The sequence below is a fragment of the Pseudomonas savastanoi genome, assembly GCF_020917325.1.
Classification (GTDB): domain Bacteria; phylum Pseudomonadota; class Gammaproteobacteria; order Pseudomonadales; family Pseudomonadaceae; genus Aquipseudomonas; species Aquipseudomonas amygdali.
In genome coordinates this window covers 1,126,226-1,139,880 of record NZ_CP076652.1, presented here as the reverse complement: position 1 = coordinate 1,139,880, position 13,655 = coordinate 1,126,226, and the positions used below count along the sequence as shown (strand labels likewise).

Sequence of the window (13,655 nt, the reverse complement as noted above, 5' to 3'; positions counted from 1 at the left end):
CCGCCGCAATGACGTCGCTCTATTGGCCTTACTGGCTGGCCCATTACTACAGCGTGCTGGAAGTCGCGACGATCGTTGTCGGGCTGATTATCCTGGTATCGAGTATCGATGACCTGTTCATCGATATCTGGTACTGGGCCAGGCGGCTGTACCGCAAGTTCACCGCCGAACGCCGCTACCGGCCACTGACCGCCGAGCAGTTGATTGCCCGCGACGAGCAGCCGCTGGCAATCATGGTCCCGGCCTGGCTGGAATACGACGTCATCGCGCCGATGATCGAAAACATGGTGTCGACGCTCGATTACCAGAACTACGTTGTGTTCGTCGGCACCTACATCAACGACCAGCGCACCATCGATGAAGTGGAGCGCATGCGTCGCCGTTACAAGCAATTGCATCGCGTGGAGGTGCCGCACGCCGGCCCGACCTGCAAGGCCGACTGCCTGAACTGGGTCATCCAGGCGATTTTTCTGTACGAAAAGACTCACGCCGTACAGTTTGCCGGGACCATCCTGCACGACAGCGAAGACGTGCTGCACCCGCTTGAACTGCGCCTGTTCAATTACCTGCTGCCACGCAAGGACATGATCCAGTTGCCGGTCGTGTCACTGGAGCGCAACTGGTACGAATGGGTTGCAGGCACCTACATGGACGAGTTTGCCGAATGGCACGGCAAGGATTTGGTCGTGCGCGAAAGCATGACTGATACCGTGCCTTCGGCTGGCGTCGGCACCTGCTTCTCGCGACGTGCACTGATGGTGCTGGCCGATGAAAACCAGAACCAGCCTTTCAATACCGAAAGCCTGACGGAAGACTACGACGTAGGCGCTCGGCTGGCGAAATACGGTATGCAGGCGATCTTTGTGCGCTTCCCGGTGCAATTTCGGGTGTTGCGCAAATCGTGGTTCCGCAAGCCGTATGAGTCGACGCTGGAAATGCCGCTGTGTGTGCGTGAATTTTTCCCGGACACCTTCCGTACCGCCTTTCGCCAGAAAGCGCGCTGGACTCTGGGCATCGGCCTGCAGGGCTGGGAGCAAATGGGCTGGACCGGGTCGCTGGCCAACCGTTACCTGCTGTTTCGGGATCGTAAGGGCGTGGTGACATCGTTCGTCAGCATCCTCGCTTACTTTATCCTCATTCAATTGCTGGCCTTGATTGTGCTGCGCTCCAGCGGACTGTGGAACACCAGCTTTCCGACCCCGTTTGAAACCACAGGTCTGATTCAGTACCTGCTGGTGGCCAACGGCATCGCGTTGCTGTGGCGGATCCTGCACCGCTGCTACTTCACTACGGTGCTTTACGGTTGGCAGCACGGCTTGTTGTCCATACCGCGCATGGTGGTGGGCAACTTCGTCAACTTCATGGCTGCGGCACGCGCCTGGCGGATGTTTCTGGTGGGCAAAGTGCTCAACCGCAAGCTGGTCTGGGACAAGACCATGCATGACTTTCCGTCTACCGATCTGGTCGCCGTCGCGCCACGTCGTCTGGGCAGCGTGCTGATCTCATGGCAGGCCATCAACGACGAAAAACTGCAGACCGCGCTGACTGAGCAACAGACTCGCCAAGTGCCACTGGGCCGGATTCTGTTGAGCCATGGCTGGCTCGATGACGAGACCCTGGCTGAGGCCATCGCCTTCCAGAACGACCTGCCGCGGGTCTTCGACGTCGCTGGCAAACGTTCGGCAACCAGTGTCCTGGCCGATGAGTTCTGCCTGCGCTGGCGCGTTGTACCGTTGCAAATGAATGCGCTGGGCCGTCAGGAAATTGCCGTGGCCAGCCCGTTGACGGATGAAGGTCTGCAACAGATTACCGAGCAACTGGGTGCCGAGCCGGTGCAGTTGATTGCGCGTGAAAGCGACATCGTCGCGCAGTTGCGTCAGCTTCAGGTAGTCGAGGGCCAACCATTGCCAGCCACTGCCCCGCTGCTGGGCGACCTGCTGATCGAGCAAGGCCTGTTGGACCGCGAAGTATTCCAGAAAGCCATGCTCGGCTACCGCCCGCATGTGCATGGCCGGATCGGCGATTACCTGGTCGACATCGGCGTGCTGCCCCGAGAAACCATCGAGCAGGCAGTGGCGCGTCAACACAACCATTACCGATCTGACGATCATACGGAGCAGCCACTATGAAGCGCCCCTTCATCCTGTCGCTGCTGGTGAGCGGCCTGAGTCTTGTTGCACCACTCAGCCAGGCAGAAACACTGCCTTTGCCGTTGACCGGTCCTGCGTATGCCATCGCCAACGAAGCCTACATGGCCTACAACCGCAAAGACTACGACCTCGCTATTGCCAAAGCGCGAGAGGCATTGCGCCAGCGTGCGGATGCCGATCAGTTGCGTGATCTGATTGCCCTGGCCGAACGCGACAAATACCGACGCGATCACCCTCAGCGCTTCCCCAAGGCTCGCCCAAAACCGGGCTACCTGGAGGGAAATCAGGCGCTGCGCGCGTATGCCAATCGCGACTACGACGGCTCGGCAAACCATGCGCGCAAGGCCATCGCACAGGCACCGAAAAATCTTGATTACCGCATGATGCTGATCGAGGCGCTGCAACGTCAGCAGCGTCTGGACGAAGCACAGCTGGCCATCAACGATGCAGAGCAGGCAGTCGGTCCACAGCCGGTTTTGACTCGTCGTCGGCAAGCGATTCAGGAACAGGCAGCAGTCGATAAGGCAGCCTCTGGTTATAAGGCACTGGCACGCGGAGATAACGACACCGCTGTCAGCGAGGCGCGGGAGGCTGTGCGCAGTTTTCCCAAACAGATGGCCTACCGCAAGCTGCTGGTCAGCGCCCTGATTGCTCAGGGGCAATATGCCGAAGCGCGCTCTGCGGCTACCGAAGCACTGGCGCTGAATGGCAACGACGCCACCCTGCTCGTCCAGCGCGGACAAATGCGTCAACGCCTGGGCGATCAGGACGGTGCGCGTCAGGACTTCGCTCAGGCACTCGCCGTGGGTAATCTGCCCCTGCGCGAGCAAGCTTCCTTGTACGCAGCGATGGACCAGCCGAGCGAGGCGCTGCAACGTCTGCAGAAAGCTCGCGATGCGGGCGAACTGCAACCCGGCGATGAAGTGCAGATTGCCTATTTCCTCAGCCAGGCGGGCGACGATCGTGGCGCGCTGGACGAGTTCAAACGAGTCGACCGCAGCGCCGGGCTCAAGCCTCGTGAAGTCCAGGACGCGGCCTACAGCGCCATGCGTACACCGGACGACGTGCAGGCCATCGCCTACTTCAAACGCGTGCTCGACTATCAGCAGGCCGGTGATTTGCAGATGCCCGCGCAACAGGTGTTCGACACCCGGCGCGCCGTTTCCGATCTGTCCCGTGAATGGGGTTTGACCAACACCACGACGTACCGCGGTGCCAGCACCAGCAGCGGCCTGAACGGCGCACCGAGCAGCAACACTGACAGTGTGCAGAACAGCACCGAAGTGTTCTGGCGACCACTGGGCTACCGCAATGCGCGCTTCGTCGAGCTTTACGGGCGCGTGACCGACACGTTGTGGAGCAAGGACGGCGACTCCGACACCGGCGCGGATGCATTGCAGGGAGCGCTGGGGGTCAGGGTCAAGCCGTTCAGCTCAGTCAACGTCATCGGTGCTTTTGAGCGTACCTTTCCGTTGGGCAACTCCAACGCCGACGGCGACTGGCTGGTACGTCTGGGCTATGGTTCCAGCATAGGTACTGATTTGCGCGTCGACGTGCCCAGCTGGTGGACCTCGCAGCTGTATGCTGAGGGCGGCCGTTATTTGCAGGACAAGCGCAACTATTTCAACAGTGAATGGCAGGTCGGACGCAGCTTTCGTCTGGACAGCATCAGCCCCAGACTGGTGGTGTTTCCACACGTGGTCGCCGCAGTGGATTACGATTCGAAGATGCGCAGCGAAGTCGACAGCAGTGGCCGCAGCAGTACGTCATCCGGCAACGCTGGCGGGCTGGGTGTCGGCACCGGCGTGCGCTACTGGTTTCGCGAGGACACGTACAAGGCGCCACAGTCGTATGTCGACTTCTCGGTGCAGTACCGCGAGAAAGTCTTTGGCGACGACCGCGCAGAAGGCGTGTTCGCACGCATGACATTCTCGTGGTGACAATCGCGAGTCATCCATCAGGGAGTAATGTTTGAAGGCTTTGGCCGCACTGCTACGACAGACAGCATTGATCAAGACCTCGCTGGCAGCCGCCCTGGTAGGTGCGCTGACCCTCGTTTCAAGCGAGCTGTATCAACTGATACAGCCCAGTGGGCCGGGAATTGTCGGCATCGTCTGGCAACCGGATAACGCAACGGTGGGGATAAGCGGCAACTGGGACAAACTCGGCGCACGGCAGTTGCTCGTGCAATGGACGGCGGTCGATGACCAGTCGTTCATACCAGGTACCCAGATGGCCAACGTGCCGGTGCTGCCGGACTGGGCGCGGATCAGCAAGGAACCTTGGGCGCAGGAGGTGATTCTCGGGCTGGCCGGGTACTTCAGCGAAAACCGCTCAAGGGACAATATCGAACAGTTGGCAGTGCTTTCGGCACAACTGGCCAAAGTGAAAACGCCGCTCAATGTCACCGGCTGGTATTTCCCGGCCGAGGTAGACCCCAGCTGGAGTCGCGCCAAGGAATTACCCGCGCTGCTGGCGAAGCTGCCCAGGCCGTTGTGGATCAGCGTCTACGATGGTGCCAACATCGGCCCCGCCGCCACTGCGGACTGGCTGAAAACCTGGCTGCCGGACGATATCGGCGTGTTCTTTCAGGACGGTGTGGGTGTCTATGCGCGCACCGCTCCGGTTGCCCGAACCTACGCAGACGCGTTACGTAAACGGCTGGGCAAAAATCGCGTCAGAATCATCGTCGAAGCGTTTCGCCCGCAAGTGGGTGGAGGTTTCCGACCGGCGACGGCTGCCGAACTGAAACCGCAAATAGCGGCTTTCGATGGCTATCCGCTGTACCTGTTCGACGGTCCGCACTATGTGACGCCCGACTTGATAAAAGCCCTGAACAAGTAGAAACAACTGGCGCTGGACGAAATTCCCGCGCGGGGCTACAAAGAGTCTTCCTACTGGATTTTCAGTTGCACGGAGCGGTCGATGACTCCACGTCAGCATTGCCTGGCCTGTCTGCAACAGACACCGCCCTCGGTGTTTGAAGCAGCGCTATGGGTGTCGAGCGAGCATGACGCACACTTTGCCCGGCATGCGGTGATCAGTGACATGGACCTGTTACAGCGCCAGATCGACGCTGCGCTGCCGGTCTTGCCAGCCCCTGAACTCGCGCAACCGCTTTTGCGACAACTCAATGCACTGGGTTTTCAGCAAGATGACTGGAACCCGCCCAAACCCGACTCGGCGCTGCTGCACAAGGTTATGCAGCAGCGTCGCGGCCAGCCATTGGGGCTGGCACTGATCGCGCTGGAGATAGCACGGCGGCTGGAGATTGCGCTGGAGGGCGTGAACTTTCCAGGCCACTTTCTGCTGCGTGTGCCAGGTGCCGATCATTTGCTCGACCCCTGCAGCGGGCGCAGGCTTTACCCCAGAGACTGCCGCGAGCTGTTGATCCGGCAATTCGGCCCGACCATGCAATTGCGCGCCGAACACATGACACGCGCAACACCGACCAGCATGCTGCAGCGATTGTCGCGTAACCTGCGGCATCTGCATCAGATCAACGATGACTTTCTCGCTGCGCTCAAGGACGCCGACCGCATCGTCGAGCTGGGTCAGGCAACCAGCGGAGATCACCTGGCCCGCGCCAGCCTTTATCAACGCCTTGAATGCCCGCAGGCCGAACGTTTCGACTTGGAGCGCGCGCTGTTGCTCAGCGAAGACCCCCTGCAACGAATCGAGCTTGCCGAGCGCCTGAGCCGGTTGCCGGCGAACCACAGCGTTCACTGACGCCCTTGCACATTCCCCGCGAATTATTACCTGCGGAGTAATGCTGCATATCCTGTACGGGGATTTTTCAGAACAGTAATGGCAGGTAACCTGCGCCCGTTAAATCGACGTGGATTTGCAAGCTCCCTTGATCCTGCGTTTTGTTTGGCCGCTGCGTGGCGATCTATGCAGCGGCCTTTTTTATTGCCAGACGTTTTAGTGTCGATACACCCTCACGCCTTGGCGTTTGGTGTTTTTTTGACCAGCCCCTTGTTTTCCATATCTTTGATCTTGCGCATCTCGTAACTGTCGCCCGACTCGGCAAACGTCTGAAGATTCTGCATGATATGAATCGTGCGAATGTAATCAGGCAATAACACTTTGGCGTACGGGTCTCCGCTCATTGCCTTTTCTTTCATTTCAATAATTCGATTGGCAAAGAATTCCAGTGCATTGATTTCTTTACTGGGGTCGACCAGCTTGCCCTTCTTGTCGAATTCATCGCCCGCTCGGCTCATGAGTTCGGCCGTATGATTGTCGATCATGCCGAACTTGTACAAGATCATCCCTGCCCTGTTGAGGTCCTTGGGCGTAATCTGCTCGGGGTTGAATCCCTTGAACAGCGGCTTCATCTTACGCTTTTCCATCGCCAGCGAGTTGAGCGCAACGGCGTTCTCACCGACCTCCTGCAACACCTGACTAACCTGCGCTGCGGCCTTCTTGAGCTTGAGTCTTTCGGGCGGCGCAGCGACAGTTACCGGTGGCAGGTCACCCCACATTGTTCTTCCCACGAGATACTCCCTATATGAATGTGTTCAAACTTCATATCGGAGTAAAAACTGCTTAATTAATAGCAACACAGAAATCCATACCGAGCCTACAAAGCCAAAAGACAGTTCTTACAGGACACGGTAACAATTCCGATAAATAACTAACCAGTTATAAAATCGTGCACCTAACAGAGACTTCTTTTCCAAAGCCGCCTCGTATCCCAGAACCTGCTTAATTAGCGTATTTCTGCAGATTGGCCATCATTTCTTTCAACGCCTCGATATTGTCGGCGGGGTGCGCGGCCTGATCGAAATCAGCAATCGTCTGCCATTGTGCAGCAACGTCTTCGGGGCTGAAGCCTGCCTGCGGATCGAAGCATGCTCCCTGACTGCGCTCCCAACGGACCTTGCCGATCCAGCCGCCGCCCACTTCAAACAGATCGCCACTATCCTGACACTGTTCGCTGCCCAGGTACACCACCAACGGGCTGATCAGTTCAGGTTTGAGCAGCTCGAATACGTTGGCAGGAATAAGACCCTCGGTCATGCGCGTGCCCCCGGTCGGGGCTATGGCGTTGACGAAAATCCGGTGCTTGCGGCCTTCCAGCGCGAGGGTGCGAGTCAGTCCGTAAAGCCCGAGCTTGGCGGTTGCGTAATTGGATTGGCCGAAGTTGCCATAGATGCCGGATGTCGATGAAGTGAAGATCACACGCCCGTAATTCTGCTCGCGCAGGTATGGCCAGGCGGCATGTGTGACCTTATAGGCACCCTCGACATGGACGCGGTAAATCAGGTCCCAGTCGGCGTCCTCCATTTTGGCGAAGGTCTTGTCGCGCAGGATGCCAGCGTTGTTGACCAGCACATCTATGCGACCGAAGGCATCAAGCGCGTGTTGCACTATGCGCCCGCCGTCAGTCACCGAGTCATGGTTGGCTACAGCGGTGCCACCGGCTTCACGAATCTCGGCCACAACGCGATCGGCAGCCGAAGCACTGGCCCCTTCGCCATGGGCAGAACCGCCCAGGTCGTTGACCACTACCCGCGCGCCGTGCTGTGCAAACAGCAGCGCATGAGCCCTTCCCAGCCCGCCTCCTGCGCCCGTCACAATCACGACTTTATCTTCAAAACGCACTGACTCACTCATCGCAGGCTCCAGGATCAAAGGAAACGTTGCGATGAGTGTCGTCCAGGCACCTGCCAGTCACAATCAACACGCGCAGTGCTGAATCATGCTCAATAAAGCAGCGGGATGATTTCAGCCCAGGTGTTTGATGAACGCTGCCAGCCAAGGCTCGGCGTCGGTTTCCGGGGTCACGCTTTCACTTCCGTCCAGACGCAGCATGTCCTGCACTTCATTCACACCCAGTTCAGCGAACAATTCACGCATCTGCTCGCCGCCTGCACAAAAGGTGTCGCCGTAGCTGGCATCACCCAATGCGATTACACCACCCGGCAAGCCGCGCAGCTGGGCAGGCAAAAGATCACGAAGCTCTGAATAGAGAGGCATGAGGTTGTCGGGCAGTTCTCCCATCCCGGTGGTAGACGTCACCGCGAGGATGGCCTGCGGCTCGAAAGCCAGCACGTCAGGCAACGCGAGCCGAGGGTTTACGAGTGTGTCGTGACCAGCAGCACGTAACAGTGCAGAGGCGTGTCTGGCAACTTCTTCGGCCGATCCGTAGACCGTTCCACACACGATGGCAACTTTCATGGCTATTCCTGCAGCAGCTGAAAAAAAGTGAAACATTATGCCCTAGAATGCCATCTGAATTTTCTACGGACCCTTTTGCCTTTGGCCGGCACGGAAAAAGCACAGCCAAGTTGAAACATTAAAATGGAAAAATATGATGAGCGGTCCGAACAACTTGCGGAATCAATGGTCTTTGTTCTCAATAACCGGTCAGACCGAGCTTTCCGCCAATGCAACCTGATTCTCTCCTCACACAGGCTGAACTGGATTTTATCCAGAGCATGCAGCGCAATCCGAAGCTGAACGTGCGCGACAGCACGCGTAGCCTTCTGGTCAATGGCGGGGTTCAGATTCAGGATCTGCTGACACGTCTGGCTGCTCACGAGCAGGTCACGATCCATGCGCAGTTCGAAAACCAGCAGATGAATTTCCCTCTGCATCTGGTCGAGGACGAATTCCATGCGCTGCATCTGGAACTGGGCGCACCGAGTATTTTCGAGGAAGGCCCGAAGATTCGCCCCTGGCGGCTCGTGCTTGAAGAGCCGATCCCGCTTGAGACCGAAAAGGGTGCATTGACGGCGCTCTGGGTTCACGAGCTGTCGTTCAAGGGCGTGCTGCTTGAGTACCGCAAGGAAGGCAAGCTGCCGAGAAACTTCTCAGCCTGGTTCAACCCGCCAGGTCAGGCTCCTATCCCGATGCGTGGCAAGCTGGAGCGAATGACCGAACACAGTTTCGGCGCCTATCACTTCAGCAAGCATGGCAAGGACGACGCCGAGCGCTTGCGTCAGTACATCCTGCAAGAGCATCGCCGCAAGCACCCTTCCCTGCACAAGTAATCAGCCAACACCGCAAAGCTCTACCGGTCCGTCAGCGTTTCAGGAATAATCCTTGCTTGCTTTTCAAGTGAAGCTGTCGCGACCCACCACCCCGGATCGCGGCATGTGACCTCCCTACCCGGGAATCTCACGCCTCTACCGGAGATACACAATGTCTACCTCACCCGTCACCTTGATGGTCGCCCGCCGCGTGGCACAGGGTCGCTACCATGAAATGATGGCCTGGCTGCACGAAGGCGAACAGTTGGCCACGGATTTCCCGGGGTATCTGGGTTCCGGCGTGTTGGCGCCTCCGCCTGGCGATGATGAATTTCAGATCATTTTCCGCTTTACCGATGAGCACACCATGCACGCCTGGGAGCATTCCGCCTCTCGACGCTCCTGGCTGGTGCGCGGCAGCGGTCTTTTCGCACAACCCTCGGAGCATCGGGTCAGCGGCATCGACGGCTGGTTCGGCGCAATCGATCAGCGTCCGCCACGCTGGAAACAGGCTGTCGCGATCTGGCTGGCGTTTTTCCCCGTGTCGCTGATCTTCAACTTTCTACTCGGCCCGTTGCTCAATCATCTGGACCTGTTACCGCGCATCATGATCAGTACAGCGGTGCTCACCCCGCTGATGGTCTACCTGTTCATCCCGCTGTCCACACGCCTGCTCGCACCCTGGCTGCAGAGCACGCCTGCACCGGCACGCCCTACTCAATCACCTTCCCCTCGCTAGACTCATAAAGACCTGTACACCTTTACACCTCGGTACAGGTCTTGGTCGCGTCCCAGCGCCGCTCGTTCCCTCAGCCTCCCCGTGCTCAGCGCCTGCGAGCACTGCCTCGGCGAGTTTCATGATGTCCAGGGTTGTACAAAAAAATTCTCTGGTATAACTTTGCCTGTAAACCGGAAGAAACAATCGACCGTACAATCCCCGTCCACTGTGGATAACCGATACGTGAGCTGTCGATGACATTATCTTCTGCACCGATTCTGATCACCGGAGCCAGCCAGCGCGTAGGCCTGCATTGCGCCTTGCGCCTGCTTGAGCATGGACATCGGGTCATCATCAGTTATCGCACTGAACACGCAAGCGTGACGGAACTGCGCCAGGCCGGAGCGGTGGCCCTCTACGGCGATTTTTCGTGCGAAACCGGGATCATGGCGTTCATCGATCTGCTGAAAACCCAGACTTCAAGCTTGCGCGCCGTTGTACACAATGCTTCCGAGTGGCTGGCAGAAAACCCGGGCGAGGAAGCCGATAACTTCACGCGCATGTTCAGCGTACACATGCTGGCGCCCTACCTGATCAATCTGCACTGTGAGCCGTTGCTGACCGCCAGTGAGGTCGCTGACATCGTGCATATCAGCGATGACGTGACCCGCAAGGGCAGCAGCAAGCACATCGCCTACTGCGCAACCAAGGCCGGCCTGGAAAGCCTGACGCTGTCCTTCGCTGCCCGTTTCGCCCCTCTTGTCAAAGTCAACGGCATAGCACCGGCGCTGTTGATGTTTCAACCCAAGGACGATGCGACCTACCGCGCCAACGCCCTGGCCAAGTCGGCCCTGGGCATAGAGCCTGGTGCAGAAGTGATCTACCAGAGCCTGCGCTACCTTCTGGACAGCACCTATGTCACCGGCACAACACTGACCGTAAACGGCGGACGGCACGTCAAGTAAGCCGCCCCGAGGAACATTCTGATGAGCTCATCCCTGCCACAGCATTACCGGGAAATCCTGCTCGGTCTTGGAGAAGATCCAGACCGCGAAGGCCTTCTGGACACGCCAAAACGCGCTTCCAAAGCGATGCAGTATCTTTGTCACGGCTACACCCAGAGCGTCGACGAAATCGTCAACGGCGCCCTGTTCGCTTCGGACAATGATGAGATGGTCATTGTCCAGAACATCGAGCTGTATTCACTCTGCGAGCACCACCTGTTGCCATTCATAGGCAAGGCGCATGTGGCCTATATACCTACCGGCAAAGTGCTGGGCCTGTCGAAGATCGCGCGCATTGTGGACATGTTTGCCCGTCGCCTGCAGATTCAGGAAAATCTGACCAAACAGATTGCCGACGCCATTCAGCAAGTCACCGGGGCCGCAGGTGTAGCCGTGGTCATCGAGGCAAAGCACATGTGCATGATGATGCGCGGTGTCGAAAAACAGAATTCGACCATGAACACTTCCGTGATGCTGGGTGCCTTCCGCGACTCGAGCACCACCCGCATGGAGTTTCTGCAATTGATCGGACGGAGCAGACAATAATGGCAAGACTCGAACCTGGCACCGCGCGCATCCGGGTCAAAGACCTGCGCCTGCGCACGTATATCGGTATCAACGAAGACGAAATCGTCAACAAGCAGGACGTGCTGATCAACTTGACGATTCTCTACGCCGCACAGGAAGCCGTTCGCGATAACGACATCGAGCATGCTCTCAACTATCGCACCATCACCAAGGCCATCATTCAGCATGTCGAGGGCAACCGCTTTGCCCTGCTGGAAAGACTGACGCAGGAAGTGCTGGACCTGGTGATGAGCCACAAGGCTGTGACCTACGCCGAAGTGGAAGTCGACAAGCCGCATGCGCTGCGCTTTGCCGAATCGGTATCGATCACGCTCGCCGGTCAACGCTGAAACTCTTATCATGACGCAAACCGTCTATTGAAAAGAGCCCGTCATGACCGAGCAAGAACGCCTCGAACTCGAAGCTGCAGCCTTCCGTCGCCTGGTCGCGCATCTGGACAGCCGCAAGGATGTCCAGAACATCGACCTGATGAACCTGTCCGGTTTCTGCCGTAACTGCCTGTCCAAGTGGTACAAGGCCGCCGCCGATGAAAAGCACATCGACATCAGCCTTGATGATGCGCGCGAAGTGGTTTACGGCATGCCGTACAGCGACTGGAAAGCCCAATACCAGAAAGAAGCAAACGCCGAACAACAGGCGGCGTTCGCCAAGGAACCCAAACATGACTGATCTGAACTCCCTGCGCACCAGCCTGCGCAGCGGCGAGCATGTGTTCGCTGATACCCTGGCCTTTATCGCAGAAGGTTACGATTATCAGCCTCAGCCGTTCAGAAACGGCGACGTCGACAATGCCGCCGGGCAAAACGAAGGGTCTTGCAAGACTCTGGGCCTGGCGCTACTCGAAGGTTTGAGCGATGAAGAGGCACTGTTGGCATTTGGCGAGCACTACCGCTCGGTGCAAGCCACGCCCAAAGGCAGCGACCACGGCAATATCCGTGCGCTGATCAAACATGGGCTGGCAGGTGTGAAATTCGAAGGCGAACCGCTCAAGCGCAAGGCTTGAGCTGACGGGTTCTCGTGCCAACGCATTGGCACGAGAACCTGGTTGCAGAGTCTTGGAGGGACGCCAATCAGAACGTGGCGTTTGCCAGACCGTCCAGATAACGCTCGACGTCCAGTGCCGCCATGCAGCCTGCACCAGCCGAGGTGATGGCCTGACGGTAAACGTGGTCAGCCACGTCACCGGCCGCGAACACACCTTCAACGCTGGTCGCAGTCGCATTGCCTTCACGGCCACCGTGCACAACCATGTAGCCATCTTTCAAAGCCAGTTGCCCTTCGAACAGCGAGGTGTTCGGCGTGTGGCCGATGGCGATGAATACGCCGTCGACTTTCAGCTCGTCACTGGTCCCGTCATTGTTCTTCAGACGCGCACCGGTCACGCCCATGTTGTCACCCAATACCTCGTCCAGCGTGGCATTGAGCTTGAGCTCGATCTTGCCTTCGGCGACACGTGCGTGCAGCTTGTCGATCAGGATCTTCTCGGCGCGAAAGGTTTCGCGACGGTGAACCAGAGTCACCTTGCTGGCGATGTTGGCCAGATACAGCGCTTCTTCCACCGCCGTGTTACCGCCACCGACTACCGCGACTTCACGGTTGCGGTAGAAGAAGCCATCGCATGTGGCGCAGGCAGAAACCCCCTTGCCCATGAACGCTTCTTCCGAAGGCAGGCCCAGGTAACGGGCGCTGGCACCGGTGGCGATGATCAGTGCATCGCAGGTGTAGGTTGCGCTATCGCCCTGAAGGCTGAACGGCTTGCCGGCCAGATCAACGGAGTTGATGTGGTCGAAGACGATTTCAGTCTCGAAACGCTCGGCATGCTCACGCATACGCTCCATCAGCGCCGGACCGGTCAGGCCATGGGGGTCGCCCGGCCAATTGTCGACTTCAGTGGTGGTGGTCAACTGACCACCAGCCTGCATGCCGGTGATCAGCAGAGGCTTGAGGTTGGCGCGGGCGGCGTAAACCGCAGCGCTGTAACCGGCAGGGCCGGAACCGAGAATGATCACTCGGGAATGACGTACGTCTGACATGACACACTCCTGTCGACCGACTGTTCAAGCCGCAATCGAAACAGCTGGATAAAAAAGGACCGCCGAAACACTTGGGGAAGTGCCATTCACTCGGCGGATCCTGAAAGTTCTGACTCCTGAGACAGGTCCTGAAATTGGTGCCAAGCCTATCGGGGTAGCAAAGGTTAAGGAAATATCGTTTC

Annotated in this window: 15 protein-coding genes; 11 read left to right on the top strand and 4 right to left on the bottom strand. The window is 58.2% G+C overall.

Annotated features, from left to right (window positions below; translation table 11 throughout):
• Positions 1 to 8: 8 nt before the first annotated feature.
• The 4 genes from KP808_RS05055 to KP808_RS05040 all read left to right on the top strand — a co-directional run bounded on the left by KP808_RS05055 (position 9) and on the right by KP808_RS05040 (position 5,879).
• On the top strand, positions 9 to 2,129 hold the full coding sequence (locus KP808_RS05055) for a glycosyl transferase family protein (RefSeq protein ID WP_058400598.1): 2,121 nt from the start codon (positions 9 to 11) through the stop codon (positions 2,127 to 2,129).
• Complete coding sequence (locus KP808_RS05050; RefSeq protein ID WP_230017562.1) at positions 2,126 to 4,090, top strand: NfrA family protein; 1,965 nt, start codon at positions 2,126 to 2,128, stop codon at positions 4,088 to 4,090. Before KP808_RS05055 ends, KP808_RS05050 begins: the two co-directional genes overlap by 4 nt.
• Before the next feature lie 31 nt (positions 4,091 to 4,121).
• A complete protein-coding gene (locus KP808_RS05045; RefSeq protein WP_058400596.1) occupies positions 4,122 to 4,994 on the top strand; it encodes an alpha-amylase family protein in 873 nt (290 codons plus the stop codon).
• An 81-nt stretch (positions 4,995 to 5,075) separates the two neighbouring features.
• Positions 5,076 to 5,879, top strand: coding sequence for a SirB1 family protein (locus KP808_RS05040; RefSeq protein WP_122258153.1), 804 nt, complete (start codon positions 5,076 to 5,078; stop codon positions 5,877 to 5,879).
• Positions 5,880 to 6,091: 212 nt separating this feature from the next.
• On the opposite strand, the gene KP808_RS05035 is transcribed toward KP808_RS05040, so the two are convergent.
• From KP808_RS05035 to KP808_RS05025, 3 genes are all read right to left on the bottom strand, one after another.
• Complete coding sequence (locus KP808_RS05035; RefSeq protein WP_005733202.1) at positions 6,092 to 6,637, bottom strand: hypothetical protein; 546 nt, start codon at positions 6,635 to 6,637, stop codon at positions 6,092 to 6,094.
• Positions 6,638 to 6,860: 223 nt separating this feature from the next.
• A complete protein-coding gene (locus KP808_RS05030; protein WP_058400593.1) occupies positions 6,861 to 7,772 on the bottom strand; it encodes an SDR family oxidoreductase in 912 nt (303 codons plus the stop codon).
• A gap of 111 nt (positions 7,773 to 7,883) precedes the next feature.
• Entirely contained in the window at positions 7,884 to 8,336 is a 453-nt protein-coding gene (locus KP808_RS05025) for a flavodoxin (protein ID WP_230017561.1), read from the bottom strand.
• Between the two features lie 209 nt (positions 8,337 to 8,545).
• Between KP808_RS05025 and KP808_RS05020 the strand changes: the two genes are divergently transcribed.
• From KP808_RS05020 to KP808_RS04990, 7 genes are all read left to right on the top strand, one after another.
• Positions 8,546 to 9,151 carry a hypothetical protein gene (locus KP808_RS05020; RefSeq protein WP_002552218.1) on the top strand — a complete coding sequence of 202 codons (606 nt, stop codon included), beginning with the start codon at positions 8,546 to 8,548 and terminating at the stop codon, positions 9,149 to 9,151.
• Positions 9,152 to 9,302: 151 nt separating this feature from the next.
• Positions 9,303 to 9,869, top strand: a complete 567-nt coding sequence (locus KP808_RS05015; RefSeq protein ID WP_003346204.1) for an antibiotic biosynthesis monooxygenase — start codon at positions 9,303 to 9,305, stop codon at positions 9,867 to 9,869.
• Positions 9,870 to 10,102: 233 nt separating this feature from the next.
• Positions 10,103 to 10,813: a dihydromonapterin reductase gene (folM, locus tag KP808_RS05010; RefSeq protein ID WP_058408870.1), complete on the top strand. Its 711-nt coding sequence runs from the start codon at positions 10,103 to 10,105 to the stop codon at positions 10,811 to 10,813.
• Between the two features lie 21 nt (positions 10,814 to 10,834).
• Complete coding sequence (gene folE / locus KP808_RS05005) at positions 10,835 to 11,398, top strand: GTP cyclohydrolase I FolE (protein ID WP_058400591.1); 564 nt, start codon at positions 10,835 to 10,837, stop codon at positions 11,396 to 11,398.
• Positions 11,398 to 11,769: a dihydroneopterin triphosphate 2'-epimerase gene (gene folX / locus KP808_RS05000; RefSeq protein WP_002552214.1), complete on the top strand. Its 372-nt coding sequence runs from the start codon at positions 11,398 to 11,400 to the stop codon at positions 11,767 to 11,769. The genes folE and folX overlap by 1 nt, the downstream gene beginning before the upstream one ends.
• A 43-nt stretch (positions 11,770 to 11,812) precedes the next feature.
• Positions 11,813 to 12,109 carry a DUF1244 domain-containing protein gene (locus KP808_RS04995; RefSeq protein ID WP_122281315.1) on the top strand — a complete coding sequence of 99 codons (297 nt, stop codon included), beginning with the start codon at positions 11,813 to 11,815 and terminating at the stop codon, positions 12,107 to 12,109.
• The gene (locus KP808_RS04990) at positions 12,102 to 12,443 is read left to right on the top strand and encodes a HopJ type III effector protein (protein WP_230017560.1); all 342 of its coding nucleotides are present in this window, start codon (positions 12,102 to 12,104) and stop codon (positions 12,441 to 12,443) included. Before KP808_RS04995 ends, KP808_RS04990 begins: the two co-directional genes overlap by 8 nt.
• Before the next feature lie 67 nt (positions 12,444 to 12,510).
• Here KP808_RS04990 and trxB read toward each other — a convergent pair whose 3' ends face one another.
• Positions 12,511 to 13,473, bottom strand: coding sequence for a thioredoxin-disulfide reductase (trxB, locus tag KP808_RS04985; protein ID WP_004659967.1), 963 nt, complete (start codon positions 13,471 to 13,473; stop codon positions 12,511 to 12,513).
• Positions 13,474 to 13,655: the final 182 nt, after the last annotated feature.

Coding starts and splice junctions, on each gene's coding strand:
- KP808_RS05055 (WP_058400598.1), top strand. CDS start 9: ATGACGTCGCTCTATTGGCCTTACTGGCTGGCCCATTACTACAGCGTG.
- KP808_RS05050 (WP_230017562.1), top strand. CDS start 2,126: ATGAAGCGCCCCTTCATCCTGTCGCTGCTGGTGAGCGGCCTGAGTCTT.
- KP808_RS05040 (WP_122258153.1), top strand. CDS start 5,076: ATGACTCCACGTCAGCATTGCCTGGCCTGTCTGCAACAGACACCGCCC.
- KP808_RS05035 (WP_005733202.1), bottom strand. CDS start 6,637: ATGTGGGGTGACCTGCCACCGGTAACTGTCGCTGCGCCGCCCGAAAGA.
- KP808_RS05030 (WP_058400593.1), bottom strand. CDS start 7,772: ATGAGTGAGTCAGTGCGTTTTGAAGATAAAGTCGTGATTGTGACGGGC.
- KP808_RS05025 (WP_230017561.1), bottom strand. CDS start 8,336: ATGAAAGTTGCCATCGTGTGTGGAACGGTCTACGGATCGGCCGAAGAA.
- KP808_RS05020 (WP_002552218.1), top strand. CDS start 8,546: ATGCAACCTGATTCTCTCCTCACACAGGCTGAACTGGATTTTATCCAG.
- KP808_RS05015 (WP_003346204.1), top strand. CDS start 9,303: ATGTCTACCTCACCCGTCACCTTGATGGTCGCCCGCCGCGTGGCACAG.
- folM (WP_058408870.1), top strand. CDS start 10,103: ATGACATTATCTTCTGCACCGATTCTGATCACCGGAGCCAGCCAGCGC.
- folE (WP_058400591.1), top strand. CDS start 10,835: ATGAGCTCATCCCTGCCACAGCATTACCGGGAAATCCTGCTCGGTCTT.
- folX (WP_002552214.1), top strand. CDS start 11,398: ATGGCAAGACTCGAACCTGGCACCGCGCGCATCCGGGTCAAAGACCTG.
- KP808_RS04995 (WP_122281315.1), top strand. CDS start 11,813: ATGACCGAGCAAGAACGCCTCGAACTCGAAGCTGCAGCCTTCCGTCGC.
- KP808_RS04990 (WP_230017560.1), top strand. CDS start 12,102: ATGACTGATCTGAACTCCCTGCGCACCAGCCTGCGCAGCGGCGAGCAT.
- trxB (WP_004659967.1), bottom strand. CDS start 13,473: ATGTCAGACGTACGTCATTCCCGAGTGATCATTCTCGGTTCCGGCCCT.